A 22335-nucleotide genomic window follows, 5' to 3' on the forward strand; every position below is an offset into this window, starting at 1 on the left:
AAGTTTTTTCAGGATTTTTTATTTTATTAATTAACCTAAGAATAATAGCCCCTTTTATTCGTAAATTTTTATTACGAATGAAACATGTATTATTTGTGTTAGGCTTATGTTTAATAAGTCTACCCGCATTGGCTCAAGAAAACTTTACGTTGAGCGGAATTGTGACCTCAGAAAAGGAACCTTTACCTGGTGCAAGTGTAGGCCTTAAAAATCGTAAAGAAACAACCTTTACAAATTTTGAAGGTAAGTACTCATTAAAATTACCCAAAGGTAATTACACGCTAATTTTTAGCTACGGAAATCAAAAAGAAATTGAAGTAGTTTTAACAGAAGATCAAACTTTAGATGTCGATTTAACCAATGCTCACGAAGCTTTAGATGAGGTATTCTTATCTTCTATTCGAGTAGATGCCACTTCTCCCATTACATTTAGCAATTTAAGTAATGAAGAAATTGAAGAGCGTAATCTAGGGCAAGATATTCCTGTATTGATGAATTATTTGCCTTCTGTAGTAACCACAACAGATGCTGGAAACGGAGTGGGATATACAAGTTTACGCGTTCGTGGTAGCGATGCTACAAGAACGAATGTAACTATTAACGGTATTCCTTACAACGATTCTGAAAGTCAAGGCTCATTTTGGGTTAATTTGGGAGATATCGCTTCATCTACAGAAAATATTCAGTTGCAACGTGGGGTAGGTACTTCTACAAACGGAGCTGGAGCTTTTGGAGCCAGTCTTAATATATTAACAGATCGTTATCGTGAAGAAGCTTATGCAGAGGTAGCAAATAGTTACGGTTCTTATAGCACAAGAAAGCATACGGCAAAATTTAGTACCGGTCTATTTAATAATCATTGGGAATTTTCTGGGCGAGCTTCACAAATTAAAAGCGATGGTTATATAGATCGCGCAGCATCTGAATTAAAATCTTACTTTTTACAAGGAGCTTATATAGATGGCGGTACATTAGTAAAGGCAGTTATGTTTGGCGGAAAAGAGAGAACTTACCAAGCTTGGTATGGTGTGACTCAAAAAGAAATTGATTCGCTCGGGAGAACTTATAATCCTGCCGGAAAGTATACTGATGAAAATGGTAATGAAAAGTTCTATGACAATCAAACCGATAATTACCAACAAGACCATTACCAGTTACTGTGGAATCAAACCTACAATAAAAATTGGTCATCTAATCTAGCTTTTCATTATACCAGAGGAAAAGGTTATTATGAAGAATATGAGGTAAATAAAGCTTTAAATAACTTTGGTTTAGAGCCATTTACCGCAAACGGTGAAGAAGTAACCAAATCAGATTTAGTAAATACCAGTTGGTTAGATAATCATTTTTACGGAACCACTTTTAGTGCAAACTACCAAAACTCAAATGTAGATGTGGTACTTGGTGGAGGATGGAATCGTTATGATGGCGATCATTTTGGTGAAGTAATCTACACAAGATTTGCTCAGAACAACGATCCATACGAGCCATTTTATAAAAATAATGCAGTAAAAACAGACTTTAATGTATATGCCAAAGCTACGGTTTCAATAACAGATAAATTAGCAGCGTTCGGAGATTTGCAGCTAAGGACTATTAATTATGAAGGAGATGGACCAACACAAAAAATAGATAACTTTCCTATAAATGCTAATTTTACTTTTTTCAACCCTAAGGGAGGTTTAACCTATCAAATTAATAGAGAAAATCAACTGTATGGTTCTGTGGCTGTGGCTCATCGTGAACCTGCAAGATCTGATTATGAAGATGCATTTGTAAGTGGAGAAAAAGCTCCTACTGAAGAGCAATTAATAGATTATGAGTTGGGTTGGCGTTTTAAGTCGAATAAAACTCAAGTAAATACTAACCTTTATTATATGAGTTACAACGATCAGTTGGTATTAACTGGAGAAATAGATGATGAAGGCGCAGCACTTAGAAAGAATAGCGGAGAAAGCTATCGTTTGGGGTTAGAAATAGATGCTAATATTTATGTAAATGAATATTTAACCTTAAGACCTAATATAGCAATAAGCCAAAATAAAAATCAAGATTTCGTAGCAGATTACGAGGGAGAGCAGAAAAATTTTGGAGATACAGATATTACATTTTCTCCTAACCTTGTCGCAGGTAACATGATCCAGATTACACCATTTAAAAATTTCAAATTAAATTTACTAACTAAGTTTGTGGGAGATCAATATATGAGTAATCTAGAATTAGAAGGTTCTAAATTAAAAGCATACGTAGTAAACGATATAAATATTCAGTATGTTTGGCAAAACGCTCCTCTTTTTAAAGAAGTTCTATTTACAGGATTAGTCAATAATGTTTTTGATGAGAAATATATTTCTAATGGTTATTATGATAGTGGTTATGTAGGCTACTATCCTCAAGCAACCATCAACTTTTTAGCTGGAATGACTTTAAAATTCTAATAGATATTACCAACTAACCAACCAATGTTAAGGCTTTCTGGAAACGGAAAGCCTTTTTTTTGAATTTCATTTTAATTTAACTTAAGCCAAAACAACTTAGTTTTGGCTATTCTTCTTATTTGATTCATGGTAAAGGCATCGATATTTTGGTAGATCCTGCTTTTTGTGGCTATACGTCTCTAATAACTTTATTGACGAGAGCCCTTGAAAGTGCAAATGAGTATGGAATAGAACAGGTTTCAGTCATAGATAATTACATACAGCATAAGCATTAAATAAAAAATAGCGACTCTACAAATTGGGGAGCCGCTATTTTTAGAGAAGAAATTACGAATAACTCCATGGTGGAGAGCTATTTCTTAATTGTTTGAAACTCTTAAAATTCCGGGACTTGTTTCTGTAACACGGTAATTATAGAGTGTATACTCTAAATCTGTACCTTCGATAAAATTACCTGTAAATATATCGTAGGTATTTCCTTCGCAATCGCAAACTAAAGTTAATCCATCTCTTTGCATAGAGATACAGTTGTTATTTCTGGGGTGGTTGGGGTCGCTATTATCCCAAGCTAAGTAACCACTTCCTGTATTCATTAAAATGATGCCTCCGTTTCCATAATTGCTAATATAAATAGGATCATTAGGGAAGTTTAAACTATTATATTGTGGTAAACTGGTATCTACCGTAAAATTTACATTTACATCTAATAAATTAGGATTGTTTCTTCTGTTGTTATCATCACTACTACAGGCATTTAAAAGAGTAGCGGCAAATAAAAATATAAAAATCTTCTTCATCATATAAAAATTTGTGGCGCAAGTTAACATAATTGCTAAGCTTGTTAAAATTTATTATCTTTGTTTTAATTGAATCCCATGAGAGTGGGATTCTTTTTGTATATATAAACGAAGAAGTTATGAGTAAAGTATCTTATTATACCGAAGAAGGGCTTAAAAAATTAAGAGATGAATTAAATCATCTGAAAGATGTTGAACGTCCTGCAGCTTCTCAAGCCATTGCTGATGCTAGAGATAAGGGAGATTTAAGTGAGAATGCCGAATACGATGCGGCTAAAGAAGCGCAAGGTTTATTAGAAATGAAGATTTCTAAACTAGAAGAAGTTTTTGCCAATGCCAGAGTGATAGACGAGTCGCAATTAGATACCTCTAAAGTACTAATACACAGTTCCGTTAAAATTAAAAACACAACTAACGGAATGGAAGTGAAATATAAGTTGGTAGCCCAAAGTGAAGCTAATCTTAAAGCAGGGAAAATTTCTGTAGATTCTCCTATTGGTAAAGGATTATTGGGTAAAAAGGTAGGTGATACTGCCGATATACAAGTGCCTAACGGTACAATAACTTTTGAAATTTTAGAAATCTCAAGAGATTAAGTTTAAGTTAAAAGTATAAAAGCCTCTTCATTTTGAAGAGGCTTTTTTTATAAGTATTAGTTAAAGTTTAGCAGCAACCACCACCATCATAATGATAAGTAGATTCACTAATAAATATATCTTCTCTATTTAAGTTTGCTAGTGCGCCAGCTGTTTTGTCGCAAATTGCAATGGGTTGGTTTTTGAGCAGAATATGACCTTTTTGATCATCAAAAAATTTATTGTCACCATAATAGATAGCTGCTTTACCTGTGAAAATACAAGGGCCATCTTCTGGCATAGGGTCTTTAATGGCGGCAACTTCTATACTTTCAATATAAATGCGTTCTTGGGTAGGGTAATTTTTAGTATCTAAAATACGGTAAGGTTTTTTTGCCCTAATTTCAATAGTTCCAAAACCAGCATCAGTGAGCATTTTTACATATTCATTTAAGGGTAAACTTCCACTTAAACATAAAGCGCGTAAACGATCGTCGTTACGGAGGGTTTTATTCATCTCTTGCTCACAAATTGGATCGCTCATCACTAACCTGCCATGAGGTTTGAGTACGCGATACATTTCTGCAATTGCTTTTTTTAGTTCTTCTGTTTTAAAGATATTAAATAAACAATTTTGTGCAGCTACATCAATGCTATTATCTTCAACTGGAAGATTTAGCGCGTCACCTTTTTTAAGAGCTACAAATTCAGACTTAAACCAAGGGTTTAATTTTTCAGCTTCTTTAAAGTTATTTCTAGAAGCTTCGAGCATTTCATCTACCACATCAATACCAATTACTCCATTTTTGTGTCTAGAGAAATAAGCAAATTGTAATAACTCCATTCCGCCACCAACACCTACATACAAGGTTTTGGGATTATTTACTAAATCTCGTGCATGAACGGTACTGCCGCAACCGTAGTTCATTTCTTGCATGATTTTAGGAATTTTCAATCCTGGTAATTCCCAAATAGGGTTTGTGGTACAGCAAAGACCAACATCTGGAGTAAGTGCAGCTTCTTTATAAACGTTTTTGGTGGTTTCTAAATAGCTCATACCTCTATTGCTTTGATTAACTCTTTAAACAAAATAATCATATCGGGTTCTGCTTTAGCTGCCATCGCGATGATACTTTTAATGTCTACTGGTTCTAAATTATCAGGGTCACCTTCGTCTGTTAATACTGAAACAGCTGCAACGGGTAGCTTTAAATGGTTGGCTACAATAATCTCTGGTACGGTGCTCATTCCTACTGCATCTGCACCAATGGTTTTGAGCATTCTATATTCTGCACGTGTTTCAAGTTGAGGTCCTAAAACAGAAGCATAAACGCCTTTATGTAATTTGATCGAGTGTTGTTGAGCAATTTTTTCAATTTTATCACTCATTTTCTTGTCGTAAGGGCAACTCATATCTACGAAACGTTCTCCGTGCTGAGAAACTCCTTTAAAGGCTAGGGGAGAGCCGCCAAGTAAATTAATGTGATCATCAATAAGCATAAGTTCACCTTTTTTGTATGTTGTATTAATGGAGCCAGAAGCATTAGAAACTAATAGTTTTTTAATGCCTAAGTGATGCATAATTCTTACAGGAAAAGTAACATCTTGTAAACTGTAACCTTCATATAAATGAAATCTACCCTGCATGATTACTACTTTTTTACCTTCTAATTCGCCGTAAATTAAATGGCCTTTATGAAACTCTACGGTAGCTGTAGGAAAGTTAGGGATTTGGTTATAGCTTACTTCTTCTAAAATATTTACTTCTTCTAAAAGTTTACCTAAACCTGTTCCTAAAATAATACCAACTTCAGGGGCTTCAAAGCCTTTGTTTTTAAGGTATTTTACGGTTTGTTCTATATGTCTCATGAATTTAAATATTGCTGAAAGACACGAATATTTTTTAAATCTTCAATTGTGTCTATGTCATTTTTTTCGGTTAATAAAGCTACTTTTTTATTTTGTAATAATTGAAGAGTTTCCTGTAAAACTGTAGCGGTACTCCAATTGATGTCTTGAAAAATTTCAGGAGTAAATTTTTTCATTCCTAATAAATAATAGCCTCCATCTTTTGCTGGACCTATCACGTAGTCTGATTGTTCTAATTGTTGAAAAGCTTTATAAATATCATTAACTTCAAGGTCGTATAAATCACTACCAATAATTATTACTTTCTCGTAATTTTCTTTAAAAGCATCAGCAATAGCATTGCTCATTTTTGCACCTAAATGATCTCCATTTTGAAGTTTTTTTTGAAATAAATTTGATTTGAAATGATCTTTCTGAATAATTTCTTTAGAATAAAAAACTTGTTTATCTGAGTTTGCTTTTTGAGCAACTTGAGCGGTATGTTGTAATAATTTTTTGTAAATAGATAAGGCGGCTTTTTTGCCAATGCTTTTTGCTAACCTTGTTTTACACTTGCCCATTTCTGGGTTTTTGGTAAAAATAAGTAAAACGTCTTTATTTTTCATGGGTACACTTTTTCAGCATTATGAAGCCATTTTGACCAACATTTATTGAAGGCGTATACTTTTTCTGTTTTTTTTTAGTATTAAAAACAGGATATCCTTTATTTTTCCATTCAAAAATACCACCGTATAAATTTTGAACATTAGTATAGCCTAATTCTTTAAGTTTGGCTCCTATTTTTTCAGACCTTATTCCTAAAGAACAGTAAATTACAATAGCAGTGCTTTTGTCTTTAATTTTTTGTTGAATTTCTTGAGCAGAAAATTTTTTATAACCTACCCAAATTGCATTTTCAAGATGACTAACGTTGTATTCTTCTTTTTTCCAGCTATCTAATAAAGTAAAAGATTTTTGATTAGATTTTAATTGTTCAACAGAAATAAAAGGGATGGTGTTTTTGGTATTGCGCTCGAGGAGAAAGCTTATTGAATTTTGTGAAAAACTAACAAAACTAACAAAAAATAAGATGTTGATTAAAATCTTCATTACGCCACGCTTCCTTGGCAACTACTTCCTGCTCCGGCAGTGCAACCATAGCAGTGCTGAGATGTAATTATACTTCTATTCTGTATTTCTTTTTCATCATAATCACTAATGTGTTTTATGTTGCTATTTACTTTTAATTCTAACATTTGATTAAAGTCGCAGTCGTAAAGCCAACCATCCCAACTTACAGAAAGTGTGTTTCTGCACATTACATTTTGTACGGCTTCAGGATTATAAGCGTTGATTAGTTCATACATATAGTCTTCATAATTTTCTGAAGCAATTAAGTATTCTAAAAACCTGCTTATTGGTAAATTGGTAATAGCGAATAGGGAATTAAATTCTATGTCGAAATCTTCTTTGAGTGCTTTTTTAAAATCACTTTCCATCGCTTTTTGATTTTTAGGTAAAAAAGCTCCAGAAGGATTGTAAACCAAATCTAACTTTAGCTTGCTGTTTTCTATTCCATAGCCAGCTGCATTAAGCATTTGTAAAGCTTCTATAGATTTATCAAAAACTCCATTACCCCGTTGCTTGTCGGTTTTTTCTTTTTTGTAAAATGGTAGTGATGAAACGACGTGTACATTATGTTTTTTAAAAAATTCTGGTAAATCGTAATATTTTTTATTGGCAACAATGATGGTAAGGTTAGATCTTACAATAAAATCTTTGATACCTGCTTTAGCAGCTTCTTCTACAAACCAGCGAAAATTCGGATTCATTTCTGGTGCGCCTCCCGTTAAATCTAACGTGTGTGCTCCTGTTTTTTGAATTGCTTCTAGACAATGCTGCATCGTTTCTATCGTCATAATTTCTTTTCGATCTGGACCAGCATCTACGTGGCAATGTGAACAAACTTGGTTACACATATAACCCAAGTTAATTTGTAAAATTTCTAAAGCTTTAGGCTTAAGCGGAAACTGCTTTTTTAATTGATCTCTAAATGTAGGTAATTCACCTTCTGCAAACAGGCCAGAGCTTAAAAACTCTAATTGTTTTTTAGCATCTGATAATTCGTTGTTTCTTGCTGAAAGTGATTTAGTTGTCATAAATTTAGATGAATCTTTAGGTTATTATAGATAACGAAAAATGGGTATCTTTAGTTTTAATTTACATAGATAGTTTTTTATATTTATTCATCATTTGTACACCATGTACTAAGGTAGCTCCGCTTTCAATAGCGGCACCTGCGTGAACGGCTTCCATCATTTCTTCTTTCGTAATGCCACGTTCTAAACCATCTTTTGTATAGGCATCTATACAATATGGGCATTTAACAACGTGAGCTACCGCTAAAGCGATTAAAGATTTTTCTCGAGCAGAAAGTGCGCCTTCTTCAAAAACGCTTCCATAGTAATCAAAAAATTTTTTACCTAGTTCTTCACTCCATTCTGTAATTTCACCAAATTTTCTTAAATCTGACGGATCATAATATGTTTTCGACATGATATTTTATTAAGATTAAAGTTTAAAGGTAAAAAAATAGGATTAAAAAAAAACTTATTAAAAAAACTAAATTAACTTGTTAATATATTTTATAGAAATATATGGTATTCATTAGATTAGCTGTATTTTTTTATAATATTTTAAACTAAATGAGTTTAATAAATAGCCAAGACAAAAGTAATTGGTTTTACAGGCATCCATATTTACTAGCAGTATTATCTTTTAGTGTTATTTTTTCTCTAACCATTCTAATTGCAGAGAAAGAGATGGTTATTAATACCGAAAAAGAGCATAAAGAATCACAAAAAATATTAGCGGAAATAGAAGATAAAATTAATGAAGTTTTTAAAAGTAGTTACGTCACTACACTTTCTTTAGCCCTAACTATAGATGATAAGGGAGAGCCTAAAAATTTTGAATACGTGGCAGAGAAATTGTTTGAGGCTAATAAAAATATAGACGCTTTAGAGCTTCTTCCTGGTGGGGTGGTTAAATATATTTATCCTTATGAAAATAATAAAAATGCATTAGGGCTAGATGTTTTAAAACATGAATCTTCAAGAGAAGAGTCCATTAAAGCTATTGATGTGGCCAAAATATATTTTGCAGGTCCAATTAATCTAAAAGAAGGTGGCTACGTAATTATAGGTAGATTACCTATTTATACTGAAGGTAAATTTTGGGGTTATTCTGCTATTATTATAGATTTTAAAAATTTTTTGGAAATTTCAGGAATCAATAATTTAAAAAAAGAAGAGTTTTCTTATGCTTTCACTAAGACAAAACCTAATAGCGAAGAGCGTAAGTATTTAGTGAAAAGCGGAGAAAATTTTGACATTTCTAAAGCAGAAAAACTAGTTATAGAAGATGCAGATTGGGTGCTTTATTTGCATAAAAATAACTTATCTATTCCCTACCTTGCTTCATCTCCATTTATAATTTTCGGTTTTTTTCTTGCTTTAGGATTCGCTATTCTAACTTATTTTTTACTTAAAAAACCTTTGCAGCTTCAAAAATATATTAAAATTCAGGCTAGAAAATTACTTGATTCTGAACTTAAATACAAAGCGATTTTTCAAGAAGCAGGCATGGGAATTATTTATTTAGACGATCATGAAAACTTTTTAGAAGTTAATACTGAATTTTTAAATAGTTCAGGATATAGATTTTGTGATATTGCAAAGTTGAAATTTTCAGATATTATTATTCAAAGTGATAGAAAAGAAGAAAAGAGATTACCATTAAATAAGTTTGAAGCAAAATTAATTTGTAAGAATCTAGAAAAAAAAGAGGTGAGAATTACAAAATCTAGTTTTAAGGTTAATCATAAAAATACTCATATACTATTACTAGAAGATATTACTTCTTTAAAAGAATCTGAAAATTCACTTCGAGAATTAAGTCTAAGAATGGAAATGGCCATTAGACTTTCTGGATTAGGGTATTGGGAATGGAATACTAATACGAACGAAATCGTGTGGTCTGAAAACACCTATAAGATTTTTGGTGTTGCAAAAACAACCCAACTTACTTCACAAACTTCTTTAGAACGTATTCACGAAGATGATGTAGAAGAGTATAAAAAAATTATGAAGACCTGTTTAAATACTAAAAAAGGAAAAACTTTTGAAGTTCGGCTAAAAAAAGATAACGGAGAAAAATTACACGTATTAAACCGCTCAGAAAGTTACCAAGACAAAGACGGAAATCTTATTTTAAAAGGAATAGTTTTAGACATTACGCAAAAGAAAGAAACTCTAATTAATCTACAACATTCTTACCAAACGGTTGTAGAACAAAATGAACGTTTACTTAATTTCTCTTATATCGTTTCACATAATTTAAGATCCCATTCAAGCAATATTCAATCAATAGTACAGTTAATAAAAGAGTTAGAAACTTACGAGGAGAAGCAAGAAATGTTTGGTCTTTTAGCTGAAGTTGCCGTCTCTTTAAACGATACTTTAACAGATTTGAATGAGGTAATTCACATACAAAAAAACAACGGAGGTATAGGCGAAGATGTTGAGCTGAAATTTGTGTTAAATAGAATTAAAAATATTTTAAGAAGAGAAATTAAAACTCACAATATTTCAATTAAAGAGCATATTCCAAGCGGGGTTATCTTACATTTTAATGCAGCTTATTTAGAAAGTGTTATCTTAAATATTGTTTCAAATGCTATTAAATATAGAGATCCAAATAAAAATTCAGAAATAATATTAAATTATAAAGAAGACGAAAAATATAAAATACTAGAGATTAAAGATAACGGAATAGGGATGGATTTAGAATCTAATAAAAATCAAATCTTCGGTATGTATGAAACCTTTACAGATTTTAAAAACTCTAGAGGCATAGGCTTGTTTGTTAGTAATAATCAAATGGAAGCACTAGGCGGTAAAATAGAAATAGAGAGTACATTAAACAAAGGCTCAGTTTTTAGACTGTATTTTAAAAAATAGTTATGGAAATTTGTATTGTAGATGATGATAAAGTTTATCAACTTTTAACAAAGAAGCTTATTCAAAGAATAGATGAAAATATTTCCATCAAAACATTTTTTAATGGAGAAGATGCGTATAAATATTTTTCCGAAAACCAATCTAGAAGCAATGTATTACTTTTAGACATTAATATGCCGAAGATGAATGGATGGGAGTTTTTAGAGCATTTAGAGCAAGATGGGATTGAAAATGCTAATATATATTTAGCCACTTCATCTATCGCTTATTCAGATCTAGAAAAAGCCAAACAATATAATTCATTAAAAGGCTATCTCATTAAACCTATTACTAAAGAAAAATTATTAAAAATTACTCAATTAACTAAAATAGAGTCAAATTAATCAAAAACTTTATGATGTAATTTGAAATAATTCCTGTTACTTTTGCAGCTTCAAACTGAAGCAATAATGAATCTACAAAAAAGTTTAATCGCCTTAGCTATAGGTGGTTTTGGTATCGGGATGACAGAATTTGTAATGATGGGATTATTACCAGAAATTGCGTCAGACTTATCTGTATCTATTCCCGAAGCAGGCTATCTTATTTCATCTTACGCCTTAGGGGTTGTGATTGGTGCGCCGCTTTTAATACTTATGGCAGGTAACTTTCCGCCCAAAAAACTTTTGATAGGTTTAATGGTTTTGTTTACCATTTTTAATGGTCTTTCGGTAATAGTTCCTTCTTATAATTTATTTTTAGTTACTCGTTTACTTTCGGGACTACCACATGGTGCGTTCTTTGGGGTAGGAGCAGTAGTGGCAGGTAAATTAGCCAAAAAAGGTAAAGAAGCTAGCGCCGTAGCTATGATGTTTAGTGGTCTTGCATTTGCAAATATTGTTGGTATTCCGTTAGGTACTTATGTGGGGCAGAGTTTGTCTTGGCGCTATAGTTTTTTAATTGTAGCAATTATAGGTTTGTTAGCTATAGTAGCTTTAGTATTTTGGATGCCTAATCTTGAAAAAAATAAAAATGACAACCCAAAGCAAGGATTAAAAGTATTTAAGCATGTAGAACCTTGGTTGGTACTTTTAATCACAGCAATAGGTACAGGAGGTTTTTTCGCTTGGTTTAGTTATATAAAACCATTGCTTACAGAAGTTGGTGATTTTGAAACCTCTACGGTGACATTTATTCTAATGGGTGTTGGTTTAGGAATGACTTTAGGAAATTTTATAGGAGGAAAATTAGCCGATAAAATTTCTCCTGTAAAAGCAGGTATGGTGTTGCTTTTTACGATGGTAGCGTGTTTACTTACCATTATTTGGGTAGCAGAAAATCAGCTTTTGTTGTTAATAATGAGTTTTGTAACTGGTGCGGTGGCTTTTTCTGTAATTGCTCCTATACAAATGCTAATGATAAAATCTGCTAAAGGAGCAGAAATGTTAGCTTCGGCTAGTATGCAAGCTGGTTTTAATATTGGTAATGCTTTAGGAGCCTTTTTGGGAGGTATCCCTATAGAAAAAGGATTAGGATATACTTCACCTCAAGCTGTAGGAGCTGTTCTCGCCTTCTTAGGCGCACTTATCTGTATTTCTGTGATGTGGAATCGAAGACGAGTCGACAAAAAATTAGCGGTTAATTTCTAAAACAATTTTACCTACATGGCTACTACTTTCCATTAACTTGTGAGCTTCTCCCGCTTTATCAAGTGGAAAAGTTTGATCTATTACTGGTTTTATTTCTCCTGAATTTAAAAATGGCCAAACGCTTTCTTTTAATTCTTTTGCAATTTTAGCTTTTACCGCAAGCGGTTGAGGTTTTAATAAACTTCCTGTGAGTTTTAAGTTTTTAGAAATCACATCCCATAAATCTATCGTGACTTCTTTAGATTTCATGGCGTTAATATGTACTAGTCTTCCTTTAGGTTGAAGTATGCTTAGATTTTTTTGAGTATAATCTCCACCAACCATATCTAAAATCACATCTATCTTTTCATCTTTTAAAACTTCAGCAAAATCTTGTTTCTTATAATTGATGGCTTTGGTAACGCCTAAATTTTTTAAAAATTCTATTTTTTCAGTAGAACCAGCAGTTGTGTAAGTTTTTATATTTAAAGCTTTGGCTAGCTGAAGTCCCATAACACCAATGCCGCTGGTGCCGCCATGAATCAGTAATTTTTCCCCTTCTTTTAGTTCTGCTTGTTGAAATAAATTAAACCAAACGGTAAAAATAACTTCGGGTAGAGAAGCAGCTTCGATAAAACTAAGATTTTTAGGGATTTCTAAGCATAGCTGCTCATCTACACAAATATATTCTGCATAAGCACCATCGGCAACTAAAGCACAAATACGATCATTTAAATTAAAGTTAGTAACCTTAGAGCCCAAAGCCTCTACGGTTCCTGCAACTTCTAAACCTGGTATTTGAGCAGATGGTAAATTACTCCCGTAAGCATCAGGATTTTCTCTGGTAAGAATGTCGCTTCGGTTAACTCCCGCAGCTTTAATTTTAATGAGAATTTCGTTTGCTTTAGGAGAAGGTTTTTCAGTTTCTTTTAATTGAAGAACTTCTGGTCCTCCAGCCTTGGTAATAAATATTGCTTTCATAATTTCAAGATAATAAAAAAAGGGGAATGCTAAATTCCCCTTATATAAATTATAACTACTAGTTAAGCTTTCATTCCACCATCTACAACAAACGTTTGTCCAGTTGCATAGGTGTTGTCATCAGAAAACAAGTAACAAACCATATGAGAAATGTCTTCTGGAGTAGCATATCTTCCTAACGGAATAGTTGCGGTATAAGCTTCTTTAACTTCATTACCGTGACCAGGATTTACACCATCTTCCAAAGAACGCATCATACGATTATCTACAGATCCTGGATTCACCGTGTTCACACGAATTTTACGTTCAGCTAATTCTAAAGCGGCAGTCCGCATAATACCAATAACCGCGTGCTTAGAGGTTACATAAGGAACCATTTTTGGAGATCCTTGGAGTCCAGCTACAGATGATGTAATAACAATACTACCGCCATCTTCCATTTTAGGACTTACATATTTCATCCCCAAATAAGTACCTTTCACATTCACTTCCATCACCTTGTCAAATACATCGTCAGGATATTCACTCATTGGTGCAACTTTTCCCTCTATACCTGCATTATTAAAAAAGAAATCTATTTTTCCATAGCGTTCAATACAAGTATCTACATAATTCTTTACCTGCTCAGGTTTAGAAACGTCTGCTACTACATAAGAAATCTCTAAATTTTCCCTTTTTGCTTCAGCTTCTTTTTCTTTTAAAGCTTTTTCATCGATATCTACTAACAAAACTTTAGCTCCTTGTTGAGCTAATTCTTTAGCGGTTACAAAACCTATACTTCCTGAACCACCCGTAATGATTACTGTTTTATCTTTGAACTTACTCATACTATTTAATTTTGCTTAAATTTACAATTATTGCTTCTTTTTGAGTCTTAATGAAATGCTATAATTATATTAATTAATTTCGGATGTTTAGTTTTTCAATTTTCTATTGATTCTAATGAATTATTCTTTTTATATGGAATGATTTTTTGAGGATGCCGCAAATGTTTAGAAAACCGCTATTGTCGAGACTTTCTTCTAAACTTTTTATTTTATATTAGCTAATTCGACTATTAAAATAGGCTCAATTAATAGAGCTAATTATTTACTAATTTTTTAAAATGTAACTTTATGTGCGGAATTGTTTGCGCTTTCGATTTAAAGGAAGCCTCTGAAACGTTACGACCTCAGTTACTGGAAATGGCGAAATGTATTCGTCACCGTGGGCCAGATTGGAGCGGTGTTTACAGTAACGAGAATACCATTATGGCGCATGAGCGCTTGGCGATTGTAGATCCCACTTCAGGGAAACAACCTTTGTTGTCTGAAGATGGTAATTTGGTACTTGCTGCTAATGGTGAAATATATAATCACTTAGAACTACGAAATCAGCTAAATGGTAATTATAACTTTCAAACCAATTCTGACTGCGAAATTATATTAGCTCTTTATCAAGAAAAAGGGGTTAAATTTCTAGATGATCTCAATGGGATATTTGGTTTTGCACTTTATAATGCTGAAACCGATGAATACTTTATCGCTCGTGACCATATGGGGATTATCCCACTTTATATTGGTTGGGATGAAAACGGAACCTTTTATGTAGCTTCAGAATTAAAAGCTTTGGAAGGTAAATGCATGAAAATTGAATTATTTCCTCCTGGGCATTATTTATCTAGTAAAGAAGAAGGTTTTCAGCGTTGGTATCAGCGAGATTGGATGGATTATGAAAATGTAAAAGGCAATGAAACTAATATTCAAGAACTAAGAGAAGCTTTAGAAAAAGCCGTCCATCGTCAATTAATGAGTGATGTTCCTTACGGAGTGTTATTATCGGGAGGTTTAGACTCTTCTATTACTTCAGCTTTAGCAAAAAAATATGCACAAAAACGTATTGAAAGTCAAGATACCGATGAGGCTTGGTGGCCACGTTTACATTCTTTTGCTATTGGTTTAGAAGGTTCTCCAGATTTGGCGGCAGCACAAAAAGTAGCCGATCATTTAGATACTGTGCATCACGAAATTAAATTCACCATTCAAGAAGGCTTAGATGCGATTAAAGATGTAATCTATCATTTAGAAACCTATGATGTTACAACTGTCAGAGCTTCTACACCTATGTATTTAATGTCGCGTGCTATTAAATCTATGGGAATTAAAATGGTACTTTCAGGCGAGGGTGCCGATGAGATTTTTGGAGGTTATCTTTACTTTCATAAAGCACCAAACGATAAAGAGTTTCACGAAGAAACTGTTCGGAAATTGGATAAGTTACACATGTACGATTGCTTAAGAGCAAATAAATCACTTTGTGCTTGGGGAATTGAAGGGCGTGTGCCATTTTTAGATAAAGAATTTATGGATGTTGCGATGCGTATTAACCCAAAAGATAAAATGATTAACGGGGAGCGAATGGAAAAATGGGTGTTGCGTAAAGCTTTTGAAGATTACTTGCCAGAGAGTGTTGCTTGGCGCCAGAAAGAACAATTTTCCGACGGAGTAGGTTATAGCTGGATCGATACCTTAAAGGAAATGGTGAATGAAAAAGTTAGCGATGAGCAATTGTCCAACGCACACTTTAAATTCCCAATACAGCCACCTAGTAGCAAAGAAGAATATTATTACCGAACTATTTTTGCTGAACATTTCCCTAGTGATGCTGCTGCATTATCTGTGCCATCTGTGCCTTCTATTGCGTGTAGTACACCAACCGCTTTGGAATGGGATGAGTCATTTAAAAACATGAATGATCCGTCAGGGAGAGCTGTCGCAAATATACATAGTGATGCTTATCAAAAAAATGAGCCAGTAGAATAAATTTGAAAATCGTATAAAAAATCCCTGAAGGTTTCAACTTTCAGGGATTTTTTGTTTTCAGATAAATCTTCGAAGCTTAAAGTGTGTACTCGGCCAGAATTTTTTGTACTTCGTAGATATCTACTCTTTTATCAAACTTTTTAGCAATGCTAGGGTGTTGCTCTCCAGAAATCCAAATCTTCAATTCTGCATCTAAATCGAAACTTCCGGCGGTTTCAATGCTAAATCTGGTGATGCTGCGATAGCTTACAGAAAAGTAAGAGGTTTTACTTCCAGTGAGTCCTTGAACATCAATAAGAATAAGACGCTTGTTAGTGAAAATAAATGTATCTCTAAAAATTTTGAAACCCACTTCAATTTTTTCTGATGAGGTAAGCAATTTAGCATATTTCTGCTGAATAGTTTCTTTGTCTATTGCTCCGGCATTGCCTAATAGTGAAGAGAAAATTCCCATAGTTTATTTTTTAATGAAGGTCTAAGGTAACTATTTTATTGATTTTTTGCGCAAGGGATGGCAGCGATATCCTTTTCTTGTTTTTTGAAACAAGAAAAGATTTAGCGTACAGCCCGACCTTTAGGTTGCGCCCATAAAAAAGCCTAACATCTTTTAAAGATCTTAGGCTCACTATAGTTTTTAGTTAAATGAAAAATTTAATTTTTAAGTGATTTCATGTCAATTACAAAACGGTATTTTACATCAGATTTTGTGACGCGTTCAAAAGCTTCGTTGATGTCTTGCATATTAATCATTTCAATATCTGAAACTACATTATGCTCACCACAGAAATCTAACATTTCTTGAGTTTCTTTAATTCCTCCAATTACAGAACCAGCTACACTTCTTCTCTTTCCGATAAGCAATCCACCGTGCATTTCTTCAAGTGGTTCAATTGCTCCAACTAATACCATAGTAGCATCTCTTTTTAGAAGATTAATGTAAGGATTAAGGTCGTGCTTCACAGGAACGGTATTTAATAAGAAATCAAATGAATTAGCATGTTCTTTCATTTGTTCTTGATCTTTAGAAATAAGTACCTCATCTGCACCTAGTCGCTTGGCATCTTCGCTTTTGTTTTTTGAAGTAGTAATCATCACTACTTTAGCGCCAAGAGCGTTAGCAAATTTTACGCCCATATGGCCCAAACCTCCTAAGCCAATAACGCCTACTTTATCTCCTTTTTTAACATTCCAATGGCGAAGTGGAGACCAAGTGGTTATTCCTGCACATAAAAGTGGAGCGGCAGCTTTAGCATCAATATTTTCTGGTACTTTAAGCACAAACTCTTCACGAACTACAACACTTTCTGAATAGCCGCCAAAAGTATGACCTCCTAAATGTTTGTCTTTTCCGTTATAGGTTCCTACCATTCCGTTTTCACAGTATTGCTCTAAACCTTCCTTACAAGAAGAACATTCTTGGCAAGAGTCTACTAAACAACCAACACCAACCAGATCACCTTCTTTAAATTTGCTCACATCTGTACCAGTTTCTAAAACACGACCGATGATTTCGTGACCAGGAACTACGGGATATTTTGAGTTGCCCCAATCGTTTCTTACTTGGTGAATATCACTATGGCAAACCCCGCAATACAAGATGTCTATTTTTACATCTCCTGCTAGAACTTCCCTTCTATTAATATCTAATGGTTTTAAATCGGCATCATTACTTTTTGCGCCGTATGCTTTAATTTCTACTGTATTCATTTTAATATTTTTTTTCAATTTACAGTTTTATTTGTTTAAAATATATAACTGAAATTAGTCTTTAACTTTTTTTAACTTGATGACTTAACTTGGGTTAAAAAATCTAGTGGTTAGACGCTAAAAAAGTTCTTTTAAATATTTAATATTAGATTTAGCATTGTCTATTGCTTCTGCACTTCTGCCGTTAAGCATTAGTTTACTCATACTTTTAGCAAAACCTTTTATTTGTTCAAATTTAATTTCTGGAGGCATGGCAAGTGCAGCAGGATCTGTATAAATATTAATTAATGCAGGTCCTTCATGGTAAAAAGCTTCTTGAATGGCAGCATTTACTTGGTTTGGTTCTTTAGCTTCCCAAGCTTTTATATTCATTGCTTCAGCTACTTTTACAAAATCAGGATTTTCCATATCTGTTTGCCAGTCGGGATAGCCTTCTACTTCCATTTCTAATTTTACCATTCCTAAACTACGGTTATTGAAAACAATAATTTTAACGGGAATTTGGTATTGACTAATGGTCATTAAATCTCCCAAAAGCATCGTAAGCCCGCCATCGCCACAAAGGGCAATTACTTGTCTATCTGGATGTCCTAAACCTGCACCAATTGCCATAGGCATAGCATTTGCCATAGAACCGTGGTTAAAAGAACCGGTGAGGTATCTGTTTTTTCTTCCTTTTAAATAACGAGCAGCCCAAACGGCAGACATTCCGGTGTCGACAGTAAAAATGGCATCGTCTGTGGCTAATTGATCGATAAGTGCGGCTACATATTCAGGATGAATTTTTTCATCGTCGCCTTTTTCTTTTACGTAGCTTTGGTATTTTTCTTCTAAATCGAGATGAACTTTTCGCATTTCTTTTAGAAACTCATCATCAGTTTTTGTTTCCACTTTAGGGAGAACGGCCTGAAGCGTGTCTTTTATGGTTCCGTGGTATGCATAATCTACTTTAGCGCGTCTTCCTATACGTTCTGGCTTAGTATCTATTTGAATGATGGTGTTTTTTTCTGGAAGAAAATCGGTATATGGAAAATCTGTTCCTAGTAAAATTAAAGCATCAGCCTCGTGCATTGCTTTAAAGCCAGATTTACTACCTAGAAGTCCGTTAAGACCAACCGCATAAGGGTTGGTTTCTTTATCGAAGAAAATTTTTCCGCGGAAACTAAATCCCATAGGCGCATTTAATTTTTTCGATAGTGCCATGACTTCTTCCTGAGCGTATCGGCATCCGTGACCAGCAAATAGCATGACTTTTTTGTTGCTATTAATCACTTCAGCTAACTCATCTATTTTTTCTTCAGAAGGTAAAATTCTAGACGTAGTATAATAATTTTGTTGAGAGGTAGTTATTTCTTGAGCATCTGCAGAAGCTATATCTCCTGGTAATCCTACTAAGCCAACTCCTTTATCTTGAATGGCATGTTGAATAGCCGATTGAAAACCGTGAATGGCCTGAACGGGAGTATTTGCCATAAAGCAATACTTACTGCAATCGTCAAAAAGTTTGGTGACATTAGTTTCTTGAAAGTTTTCGGTTCCTAATTTATCTGTAGTCACGGTAGATGCAATGGCAATCACGGGATTTCCTGCTCTGTTGGCATCATACAAACCATTCACCAAATGAACATGACCAGGACCGCTACTTCCCATGCAGCAACCAATACCATCCAATTCAGCATCCATCGAAGCTGCATAAGCGCCCGCTTCTTCGTGTCTAACGTGTATCCAAGTTAAGCGGCCATCTCTACGAACAGCATCATTAACAGGGTTTAAGCTGTCGCCAGTTACAGCATAAACTCTTTTTACGCCCGCATTCACTAACATTTCTACTAATATATCTGCAACCTTCTTTGACATAATCTTTTCTGTTTTTTTTTTTGAATACTTAAAGTTAGCCTGTAAGTTTTAGTTTTGATGTTAATAGCGTGGTAAACTTTTGAAATTTAGGTGTTGATATTGCTAGCTTAAACGATTGATATATTTAAAATTTTCTTAATTTAATGATTATCATAGAAATCATTCTGTATTCTTCATATTTTAGATGAAATAGGATAAAATTTCTTCACAAATCAACCATGAGCAAAGCAAAACATTTATTAGGCAAAATTGTAATCGTTACCGGTGCAAATGCAGGTTTAGGTTTTGAAACCACTAAATATATGGCAGCTAAAGGTGCAGAAGTGATTATGGGATGTAGAGATTTATCTAAAGCAGAACAGGCTAAAAAAGAAATATTAAAAGTAAACCCAAAGGCAAAGTTGAAGTTAATAAAACTAGATTTAGCTCATTTAGATTCTGTAAGAAGATTTGCTGAAGAGTTTAAAGCCAATTATAAGTATTTAGATATTTTAGTAAATAATGCTGGTTTAATGATGCCACCTTATGGAACAACAAAAGACGGTTTTGAATTGCAATTTGGGATTAATTACTTAGGACATTTTCTATTAACCGGTCTTTTGTTAGAGCAATTGACAAATTCAACAATAGATGCGAGAGTAATAAGTTTAAGTAGTTTGGCTCATCAATGGGGCGATATTTATTTTGATGATTTACAATTTGAAAAAAAATACGATAAACAAAAAGCTTACGGACAAAGTAAATTGGCGTGTCTAATGTTTGCCTACGAATTAGACCGAAGGTTGAAAAATAAAGATTATTCAATCAAATCAATTGCAGTGCATCCTGGGGTTTCTAGAACTAATCTTTTTAGACATCTTAATGGAATAATGAAAATATTGATTCCGTTTGTATATCCGTTTACGCAATCTGCAAAAAGAGGAGCGCAATCTGAGTTGAAAGCAATTGAAGATCATACATTAAGTGGCGGTGAATTTATTGGTCCTTCAGGGTTTAAACAATTTTCGGGGAAGCCAGCGGTGGTCAGTTCAAATTCTATTTCAAAAGATAAAAAAAAAGCAAAGCATCTCTGGGAGGTTTCAGAAAAGCTAGTAAAAATAGAATATTTATAAAGAATAGAAATCGACTAACTAGCCGACTTCTATGCTTTAAATCATTGCCTTTTTAAAAAATCCTAAAAAAGGTTAACGGCAACTTGAATTGCTCCATATTCTTGTAAAGGATTCCACGAAGCAGTTGCCGAAACAGGTAAGGTGTAAGTTAAAATTTCTACATCTCTATTGTAGATTACTCCTACATTACTCACGTTAGGGTGATCACCATAAAAATTTGATTCACTTAAAAATGAGAAAGAACCACCTACAAAGCCTGCGAGTGACCAGTTTTCTTTAGTTAAGAAAATATAACTAGCTTCTACATAATTAGTAAACGCATTTTTTAATTCTCCATCATCATCTACATAAGTATCTCTACCTTGTACAACCGTAGCCCAAGAAACTTTTAAAGGAATTTTTTGAAACTGATAAGCCAAACTTACATCTATAAAGTGTGAAGTTTCTGCTCTGTCGTAATTAAAAAAACCAACGTCTGGATAATCTGTGGTGTTGTTAATATCCCATATAGCTAAGGTAAAGCCTTTATGCATAAAGCTTACATAGTAATCATATTCTGTATATTCTCCATTAAAAGATCTTCCTCCCCAAAGTCCAGCTTTAAAAAAACCGTTTTTAGAAGTATAATTAATGTCTGCCACACTTACTGGTGAATTGCTTACATGTAAACCTCTCCATAAATGCATGTTTTTAATTTGAAGATTAAAGTTGAATAATTTCTTTTCTTCATTTTCCAATTTCTCTTCGTTTCTTTCTTCAATAATATTGTCTTGATCTTGAGCAAAAGTGGATTGACAAAAGAAAATTCCGAAGCATATTGCAATGTATTTAAATGATTTCATACTTATTTATTTACCTAAAATTAAAAATAATACCGCGGCAACTAATCCACCTATTAAAGGGCCAACTACAGGAATCCAAGCATACCCCCAACCACTATCTGTTTTGCCTTTAATAGGTAATAGGGCATGAACGATTCTTGGTCCTAAATCTCGTGCAGGGTTTATAGCATAACCAGTTGTTCCTCCTAACGAAAGTCCAATTGCCCAAACAATAAAAGCTACAGGGATAGCTCCAATAGCTCCTAAACCAACTTTAGTAGTGGTTCCTGCTTCGATTTCAAAAGAAGCTTCTGCAAAATAAAATACACATATTACTAATACAAAAGTTCCTAAAATTTCACTTATTAAATTTCTAAATGTATCTGGTATTGCGGGAGCGGTACAAAAAACGGCTCTTTTGGTTGCCCCATCTTCTGTGACATCAAAATGATTTTTATACATGAGGTAGACTAAAGAAGATCCTAACATAGCCCCTATAAATTCTCCTGCTAAATAGGTGGGCACATCTGCCCAAGGAAATATTCCTCCAACCGCTAAGCCAATAGTTACTGCTGGATTAAGGTGAGCGCCACTATAAGGGCCTGCAACCACAACGCCTGCAAAAACGGCTAAAGCCCAACCTGTAGTAATCACAATCCAATCACTGCCTTGACCAATTGTTTTATTTAAATTTACATTTGCAACTACACCACCCCCTAATAGAATAAGAATAGCTGTTCCTAAAATTTCTGCTATAAATGGTGTCATTC

Annotated in this window: 21 protein-coding genes; 7 read left to right on the top strand and 14 right to left on the bottom strand. The window is 33.6% G+C overall.

The annotated features are described in order from the left end of the window. Positions 1-77 precede the first annotated feature (77 nt). Positions 78-2438, top strand: coding sequence for a TonB-dependent receptor (locus KW502_RS01065; protein WP_219038672.1), 2361 nt, complete (start codon positions 78-80; stop codon positions 2436-2438). Positions 2439-2797: 359 nt separating this feature from the next. Here KW502_RS01065 and KW502_RS01070 read toward each other — a convergent pair whose 3' ends face one another. Further along, positions 2798-3238, bottom strand: coding sequence for a hypothetical protein (locus KW502_RS01070; protein ID WP_255553935.1), 441 nt, complete (start codon positions 3236-3238; stop codon positions 2798-2800). A gap of 116 nt (positions 3239-3354) precedes the next feature. Here KW502_RS01070 and greA point away from each other — a divergent pair, with 116 nt between their 5' ends. Continuing rightward, entirely contained in the window at positions 3355-3831 is a 477-nt protein-coding gene (greA, locus tag KW502_RS01075) for a transcription elongation factor GreA (protein ID WP_219038673.1), read from the top strand. Positions 3832-3898: 67 nt separating this feature from the next. Here the strand turns inward: greA and arsM are convergent, their stop codons facing one another. The 6 genes from arsM to KW502_RS01105 form a co-directional block, all read right to left on the bottom strand. Then, positions 3899-4867 (bottom strand): arsenosugar biosynthesis arsenite methyltransferase ArsM, encoded by a 969-nt coding sequence (gene arsM / locus KW502_RS01080; protein WP_219038674.1) that lies wholly within the window; start codon positions 4865-4867, stop codon positions 3899-3901. Further along, positions 4864-5679, bottom strand: coding sequence for a purine-nucleoside phosphorylase (locus tag KW502_RS01085; protein ID WP_219038675.1), 816 nt, complete (start codon positions 5677-5679; stop codon positions 4864-4866). The genes arsM and KW502_RS01085 overlap by 4 nt, the downstream gene beginning before the upstream one ends. Continuing rightward, positions 5676-6284: a TIGR04282 family arsenosugar biosynthesis glycosyltransferase gene (locus KW502_RS01090; protein ID WP_219038676.1), complete on the bottom strand. Its 609-nt coding sequence runs from the start codon at positions 6282-6284 to the stop codon at positions 5676-5678. Before KW502_RS01090 ends, KW502_RS01085 begins: the two co-directional genes overlap by 4 nt. Next, on the bottom strand, positions 6274-6768 hold the full coding sequence (locus KW502_RS01095) for a rhodanese-like domain-containing protein (protein WP_369412501.1): 495 nt from the start codon (positions 6766-6768) through the stop codon (positions 6274-6276). Before KW502_RS01095 ends, KW502_RS01090 begins: the two co-directional genes overlap by 11 nt. Beyond that, positions 6768-7817 (bottom strand): arsenosugar biosynthesis radical SAM (seleno)protein ArsS, encoded by a 1050-nt coding sequence (gene arsS, locus KW502_RS01100; RefSeq protein ID WP_219038677.1) that lies wholly within the window; start codon positions 7815-7817, stop codon positions 6768-6770. Before arsS ends, KW502_RS01095 begins: the two co-directional genes overlap by 1 nt. A gap of 61 nt (positions 7818-7878) precedes the next feature. Beyond that, positions 7879-8214, bottom strand: a complete 336-nt coding sequence (locus KW502_RS01105; RefSeq protein ID WP_219038678.1) for an arsenosugar biosynthesis-associated peroxidase-like protein — start codon at positions 8212-8214, stop codon at positions 7879-7881. Positions 8215-8363: 149 nt separating this feature from the next. On the opposite strand from KW502_RS01105, the gene KW502_RS01110 reads away from it, so the two are divergent. The 3 genes from KW502_RS01110 to KW502_RS01120 all read left to right on the top strand — a co-directional run bounded on the left by KW502_RS01110 (position 8364) and on the right by KW502_RS01120 (position 12307). Beyond that, a complete protein-coding gene (locus KW502_RS01110; protein WP_219038679.1) occupies positions 8364-10679 on the top strand; it encodes a PAS domain S-box protein in 2316 nt (771 codons plus the stop codon). Between the two features lie 2 nt (positions 10680-10681). Further along, a complete protein-coding gene (locus KW502_RS01115) occupies positions 10682-11062 on the top strand; it encodes a response regulator (protein ID WP_219038680.1) in 381 nt (126 codons plus the stop codon). Between the two features lie 66 nt (positions 11063-11128). Next, positions 11129-12307 carry an MFS transporter gene (locus KW502_RS01120; RefSeq protein WP_219038681.1) on the top strand — a complete coding sequence of 393 codons (1179 nt, stop codon included), beginning with the start codon at positions 11129-11131 and terminating at the stop codon, positions 12305-12307. On the opposite strand, the gene KW502_RS01125 is transcribed toward KW502_RS01120, so the two are convergent. Next, positions 12290-13267, bottom strand: coding sequence for an NAD(P)H-quinone oxidoreductase (locus tag KW502_RS01125; protein ID WP_219038682.1), 978 nt, complete (start codon positions 13265-13267; stop codon positions 12290-12292). The two genes, KW502_RS01120 and KW502_RS01125, sit on opposite strands and share 18 nt — an antisense overlap. Before the next feature lie 62 nt (positions 13268-13329). Continuing rightward, positions 13330-14094, bottom strand: coding sequence for an SDR family NAD(P)-dependent oxidoreductase (locus KW502_RS01130; protein ID WP_219038683.1), 765 nt, complete (start codon positions 14092-14094; stop codon positions 13330-13332). A gap of 288 nt (positions 14095-14382) precedes the next feature. On the opposite strand from KW502_RS01130, the gene asnB reads away from it, so the two are divergent. Next, positions 14383-16068 (top strand): asparagine synthase B, encoded by a 1686-nt coding sequence (gene asnB, locus KW502_RS01135; protein ID WP_219038684.1) that lies wholly within the window; start codon positions 14383-14385, stop codon positions 16066-16068. A 76-nt stretch (positions 16069-16144) separates the two neighbouring features. Here asnB and KW502_RS01140 read toward each other — a convergent pair whose 3' ends face one another. The 3 genes from KW502_RS01140 to KW502_RS01150 form a co-directional block, all read right to left on the bottom strand. Continuing rightward, positions 16145-16522 (bottom strand): PH domain-containing protein, encoded by a 378-nt coding sequence (locus KW502_RS01140; RefSeq protein WP_219038685.1) that lies wholly within the window; start codon positions 16520-16522, stop codon positions 16145-16147. A gap of 197 nt (positions 16523-16719) precedes the next feature. Beyond that, the gene (locus tag KW502_RS01145) at positions 16720-17775 is read right to left on the bottom strand and encodes an NAD(P)-dependent alcohol dehydrogenase (RefSeq protein ID WP_219038686.1); all 1056 of its coding nucleotides are present in this window, start codon (positions 17773-17775) and stop codon (positions 16720-16722) included. A 117-nt stretch (positions 17776-17892) separates the two neighbouring features. Beyond that, a complete protein-coding gene (locus KW502_RS01150; protein WP_219038687.1) occupies positions 17893-19632 on the bottom strand; it encodes a thiamine pyrophosphate-dependent enzyme in 1740 nt (579 codons plus the stop codon). 218 nt (positions 19633-19850) lie between these two features. On the opposite strand from KW502_RS01150, the gene KW502_RS01155 reads away from it, so the two are divergent. After that, positions 19851-20744, top strand: coding sequence for an oxidoreductase (locus KW502_RS01155; protein ID WP_219038688.1), 894 nt, complete (start codon positions 19851-19853; stop codon positions 20742-20744). Between the two features lie 62 nt (positions 20745-20806). On the opposite strand, the gene KW502_RS01160 is transcribed toward KW502_RS01155, so the two are convergent. Continuing rightward, positions 20807-21586, bottom strand: coding sequence for a hypothetical protein (locus KW502_RS01160; RefSeq protein WP_219038689.1), 780 nt, complete (start codon positions 21584-21586; stop codon positions 20807-20809). A gap of 6 nt (positions 21587-21592) precedes the next feature. Then, positions 21593-22333, bottom strand: a complete 741-nt coding sequence (locus KW502_RS01165; protein WP_219038690.1) for an MIP/aquaporin family protein — start codon at positions 22331-22333, stop codon at positions 21593-21595. Positions 22334-22335 lie beyond the last annotated feature (2 nt).

The organism is Mesonia aestuariivivens (assembly GCF_019311235.1).
Lineage (GTDB): Bacteria > Bacteroidota > Bacteroidia > Flavobacteriales > Flavobacteriaceae > Mesonia > Mesonia aestuariivivens.